We start from the raw sequence: 5,942 nt of genomic DNA on the forward strand, positions 1-5,942 counted from the left end.
TTCTCATCTTTACCCCGTACTAAAATTTCAGATATTATAGCCTTTTACTTGTTTCCGGACAACCTCTAAAGGCTTATTGTAATTTCTCAACCCAGATTTAGCAATTTTAATAGAATTAACAAGAGATTCTATTGCCTGCTCTTGGCCAAAAATCACCTTCTCTAGATTAGCTTTTAAAGACTTTACTTTCTGCAAATCATCAGATTCAGATCCGCAAGGCACATTTGTAATTCTAGTAATGGTATTCTTAATATCTCTACTATTTACAATTTTACCCCTGTTTCTTAGCAATTTACAATATGCCCCTGCCTCATCAATAACATCAACCGCTTTATCAGGTAATATTCGCCCAGTAATATACTTATGCGAAAGTTCAGCCGCAGACCTAATGGCATTCTTTGTATAATATACTCCATGATACCCTTCATAGTAGTGCTTTATACCATCTAGTATCTTTATCGTTTCGTTAACAGAAGATTCCTTAACATTAATTTTTTGAAACCTCCTCGCTAATGCTTTATCTTTTTCAAAACTATTGCTGTATTCTCTATATGTAGTTGCACCTATACAACGCAGTGTACCTCTTGCAAGCGCAGGTTTGAGTAGGTTACCTGCATCAAGAAAGCTACCACTTGTAGAACCTGCTCCAATGATAGTGTGTATTTCGTCAATAAAAAGGATAGCACCTGGTTTTGCCTCAATCGCTTTTATTATAGATTTTATTCTCTCTTCAAAATCACCTCTATAGCGTGTCCCTGCAAGGAGTGACCCTAAATCCAAAGCATAAATTATACTGGACCTGAGCGCACTTGGAACACTGTTTTCAATGATTTTGAGTACCAAACCCTCAACTATTGTGGTTTTGCCAACACCTGGATCTCCAACATATAAAGGGTTGTTTTTTCTACGCCTCAATAATATTTCTATAGTGCGATTTAATTCATAATCACGACCAATAACATAATCTATTTTTTTGCTTCTTGCATAGTCATTTAAATTTTTACAATAACTTTGTAGAATTTCCTCATCTTTTAGTAGCTCACCTTTATTTACTGTAGTAGGAGCATCATTATTTTTATCAAGTTTTACTTTATGATTAGTGGTGTATTCATCTATATCGTTAGAGTATTTCATGTTAGATATGTGGTAAATCAAATTGGAATCTTTCGCACTTTGTTTCTGCAATAGATCTTCAACGTATAAATCTTGCCCAGACAAAATTTCTACTAGAACACTTGCTCCATTTATTTCTTTTTTCCCCAAGCTATGAGCCCGTATTATTGCTCTGTGTATTATGCATTGAAACATTGAGCTAGGTTTAACTCCACTGATAATCAATTCAGAACTGCTTTGTAAAAACCCTTTTATATTATTATAATCATTAGCCTTAATATTGCATCTTGATAGAATGTTATCCATACTGATGATTTCATCGGCTCTGATATTACATCTTGATAAAACGTAATTTACATCCACGTCTTTAGTTAACGCCAGCAATAAATGTTCTACTTTCGCATATTTAAGATTAAAATTAGAAGCAATGAATAGTGCTCTATTCAAACTTGCCTCTAAGTTTTTGGAAATCATCTCCTATTCTCTTTAAAAGTGGGAACTCATATATAATGAATAGCACACAATTATTAAAAAAATTGAAATCCAGCAGTTCGCTGTAGCCAATTTGAATCCCACTCTGGATCTACGTCATAGCACCGCAATATCTCAGCATAGATTCCGCTAATGAGTAGCGGAATGACGAGTTTTACGCTTATCAAATTGTAGGTAAATCCTATTTAATACGCTTTTTCTAGTACTCTGCTTTTCTTCTTAAATGCATTGATCTTTTTTCTACCGTATTTAGTCTTTAACGTACTTGGCCTTTTAAAGACCTTTTTGCTGTTACGTTTTTTAAATTGCACACTACAATCAAAATTTAGCTCTCCTTCTTTGTCTGCCAGTGCAGGCAGTCTTCTCTTATCTTGAGGTGTAACAAAAGATAGCGCATACCCTTCAGCTCCAGCGCGTGCAGTTCTACCTATACGATGAATATAGTCAGCTTGCGATTGTGGTGCATCATAATTGATAACATGTTGAATGTGGGAAATATCAAGGCCGCGAGAAGCAACATCTGTTGCAACCATGATTTGATTACGGCCACGACGAAAAGAATTAATGACCCTTTCGCGCTTGTGCTGCCTTAAATCACCATGAATTGCTAAAGCGCTATAGTCATCTTTGTGCAATCTGTTAGCTAGCTGATCCGCTCCTCGCTTTGTTTTGACAAAGATAATGATTGATCCTTCGCGCTGACATAGTTGTGTAACAAGCTTTTCATATTTTTCTGATTCTGATGCATAAACAATTTCTTGCTTAATTTTTACAGAAGTTGTAACCTCACAATCAACAGAAATACGTTCTGGTCGATTAAGGTACTTCTCAGCAAGTTTTACTATATCTCCAGGAAGAGTTGCAGAAAACATAAGAGTTTGCCTTATTTTAGGCAAATGCTTCATAATTTCTTCAATCTGAACTCCAAAGCCCATATCAAACATACGATCCGTTTCATCAAGCACAAGAACGCTAACATTGCGAGTAATCAAAGTTTTACGCTCAATATGGTCTATAATACGACCAGGAGTACCTATTACAATTTGTGGTTTTTTCTGAAGCTGATTTAGCTGCCTAAAAATAGGCTCACCACCAATCAACAAAGCGACCCTTAGTGCAGAATTTTGAGATAAGAGTTTTCTTATCTCATTTGTTACCTGATGCGCAAGCTCTCTGGTTGGCACGATGACTAAAGCTGAACCAGTGTTAGGCTCATTCAGCAACTTAGCAACCAACGGAATAGCAAATGCTAAAGTTTTTCCAGTCCCCGTTTGAGCAGATCCGAGAATATCTTTACCTTGTAGCGCTAAGGGAATCGCTTGTATTTGAATCGGAGTTGGGACGAAAAGATTATTTTTATCTAGAGCTTGTCTAAGCGAAGCTGGGAGACCCATCTCATGAAAATTATTCACAATACGTTAATCCTGTTAAAAGACTTCATAATAGATTAATCTTCCAATCTTAAATTTATTGCAGATTTTTTATCTTCTCCGTTTCTACCGCGCTCCTCTTTAACCTCATAACTCACCCTTTCTCCTTTTATTCCCTTCTCTTTATTCTCTCCTTTAAGTGCCTCAGGTCTTATTCCCGAACGTTCCAATGTGCTAATATGTACAAAAACGTCACCCCCTTTACCTTCTGGCTTGATGAAACCATAGCCTTTTTCGGCATTAAACCATTTTACATTACCAAATTCCATTTAAACAACTCCTAAATTATTAACTAACATTACTAATGTGATGAAAAACTTTGAAATTACGATTGAGAATGCTTTAAGCTTAGCTATTGAAACTAAACCTTTATACTCCATAGTCTATTCTTAACATTACATGACAATAATACACAATTGTTGTACTTGATGCAAATAAATTTTTTAATCGTTAAGCGAACCTGCAACCGTCATTTCGCTAACTTTAATCGTTGGTGAATTAAATTGCCCACAAAAAGTTAGATCATCTGCAACGACTAAATTGCTAAACATATCCTTCAAATTGCTAGCAATGGTAATCTCATGTATTGGATACGTTATTTTTCCATTTTCTATAAAAAATCCGGAAGCGCCTTGGCTGTAATCGCCATTGATTAAATTGACACCAAAACCAAATAAATCAGTTACATATATTCCCTCTTTCACTTCCTGAATTAATTCTTCAAACGATACATCACCATTCTCAATGTAGAGGTTACTAGCTGCAGGAATAACTGCAGCATTACTTGCACGAGTTGCACCTCCGGTTGTTTCTGAGTCTAATTTTCTAGCCGAGTATAAGTCTAAAATCCAATTTTGTAATATTCCGTTTTTTACAAATATATTTTTCTTGCTAGTTATCCCTTCTCCATCAAATGGTCTCGATGCTATGCCTCTTGGCAACAATGGATCATCGATAATATTAATTCTATCGTTGAAAATCTGAGCGTTTAAACTACCCCTCAAGAAAGAACTGTTGCTTATAATACTGCTCCCATTTATAGCAGAAGCAAAACTTTTTACTAGCCCTTTTGCTGCTCTTTTTTCAAAAATAACTGGAAATTTACCAGTTTTCATTGTACGTGAATTCAATTGATCAACTGCTCTTTTTGCTGCTTCTTTTCCCATTAACTCTGGCAACTTTAAATCACTAAAATTACATGCTATATCATAATCGTAACCAACCTTCATTTCACTTTCTCTTCCAGCAACAACAGAGACCTGATTAGCAAAGGTTGATTTACTAAACGAGCCAATAAAACCAGAAACAGTCGATAATACTGTATTCACTAAAGCGTATGAAGAAGAGGCTCCTTCAGAATTAGTGATACTCTTATGTGCAAGGGCTGAATTTTCTGCAGCTTCAGCAATTTCTTTTAGGTTATCAACGGTTACAACATTATTATCTGAGATACTTAAATCTGCAGAAGAGATATAATTACTACCATTTACAGCAAAATTAATGCAAGGATCTTCTGGCGCATTCTTTGCCATTTCTACCACTTGGCTTACTGTATCACTCAGATTATTCAAATCGTTTGTAGAAATATACGCAGCTTTGTTTTTACCTGCTATAGCTCTGATTCCTACAGTGCAATTTTTAGATTGTGATATTTGCTCAATTTTTGATAGACGCTGAGAAACTGAAGTCTTATTAGTTTCATATATTGTAACTTCCGCATCTTGATTTTGCTTTTTTATTAGTTTAGTAATATCTGCTGCAATATTTAATATATTCATTTTCTATTCCTTAGATTTCTATAAAGATTCTGCACCACCTATAACTTCAATTAAATCAGTCGTAATCGCTGCTTGACGAGAACGATTATAAAGCAATGCTAATTTGTTCAGTATCTCTTTAGTGTTTCTGTTTGCTGATTCCATAGCAACCATTCTAGCACTATTCTCACTCGTTGCACTTTCAAGTAAAGCAGAGTAAAGAGCAATTACAACGTAATCTTGAACCAAAGATTTTAAAATAAATTCAATATTTTGTGGTTCATACTCATAGCCGTAATCTGTTGTTGGACCAGCCAGAGAGCTATCAATCAAGGATGAGTCTTTACTCCATGGTTTTATTGTTTCCAACATTGGTTTTTGCGTGAAGGTATTATAGAATTTACTATAAAAAACTTTAACTTTATCGTATTTACTTAAATCTATACCATCAACCAAAGCTTCTACGTGCTTTAACGTGATTCCCTTACTATTTTCAATTTTTAAGATACTTTTAGAGTCAAATCTATTTTTACCTACATCAAAAGCTTTTTTACCAAGAAATACAATATCTACTTTTTTGCCATTTGCGATTGACTTATTTACACGCTCTTGACTAAATTTGACAATAGAAGAGTTAAAGTTGCCGCACAAGCCACGATCAGACGCAATAATGAATACTAGGTAAGAACCGTCGTTACTGACATTTAGAATTTTTGCCAGTAATTCTTGATCAACTGATAGCATTAATGAAAAAATAATGTTATGCAGCTTAGATACATATAATTTTGAATTTAATAACTTCTTTTGGCTTTGTAACAACTTTGCTGCAGAAACCATTTGCATTATTTTCGTGGTTTTCTGTACAGACCTAATATTCTTAATTCTTAAGGATAATTCCTTTAAGCTCTTCATTTTGTATACAACCCTGATTTATTAAAATATATAACTGTTAGTGTCTAAAAGCAAGTTTTTTTGACATTAAAACCAAGTCTAGCTAAGAAACTTGCAGGTTTATTGTTTGGAGATAAGGATTATATTAAGAAAGTGCTCTAACTTCAGCAATATCAATGTGAAAGTAGCCTAAGAGGTTGTCCGGAAACTAGTAAATTCAAGCATATTCCCTCTTTAACATAACCCTACTCATAGCTAG

4 protein-coding genes and 1 pseudogene are annotated in these 5,942 nt (G+C 34.6%); all 5 read right to left on the reverse strand.

Annotated elements, in window-relative coordinates; translation table 11 throughout:
* Positions 1-66: 66 nt before the first annotated feature.
* Positions 67-1,560, reverse strand: a pseudogene (locus OZD62_RS06010) (AAA family ATPase); the annotation flags it as partial.
* A gap of 230 nt (positions 1,561-1,790) precedes the next feature.
* On the reverse strand, positions 1,791-3,017 hold the full coding sequence (locus tag OZD62_RS06015; RefSeq protein ID WP_275019659.1) for a DEAD/DEAH box helicase: 1,227 nt from the start codon (positions 3,015-3,017) through the stop codon (positions 1,791-1,793).
* 35 nt (positions 3,018-3,052) lie between these two features.
* A complete protein-coding gene (locus OZD62_RS06020; protein ID WP_006279919.1) occupies positions 3,053-3,304 on the reverse strand; it encodes a cold-shock protein in 252 nt (83 codons plus the stop codon).
* A 174-nt stretch (positions 3,305-3,478) separates the two neighbouring features.
* Positions 3,479-4,813, reverse strand: a complete 1,335-nt coding sequence (locus OZD62_RS06025) for a TldD/PmbA family protein (RefSeq protein WP_275019660.1) — start codon at positions 4,811-4,813, stop codon at positions 3,479-3,481.
* Between the two features lie 18 nt (positions 4,814-4,831).
* Complete coding sequence (gene atpG, locus OZD62_RS06030; RefSeq protein WP_010081973.1) at positions 4,832-5,704, reverse strand: ATP synthase F1 subunit gamma; 873 nt, start codon at positions 5,702-5,704, stop codon at positions 4,832-4,834.
* Between the last annotated feature and the right edge of the window lie 238 nt (positions 5,705-5,942).

It is taken from the genome of Wolbachia endosymbiont of Drosophila seguyi (genome assembly GCF_028981765.1).
GTDB classification, from domain to species: Bacteria; Pseudomonadota; Alphaproteobacteria; order Rickettsiales; family Anaplasmataceae; genus Wolbachia; species Wolbachia pipientis.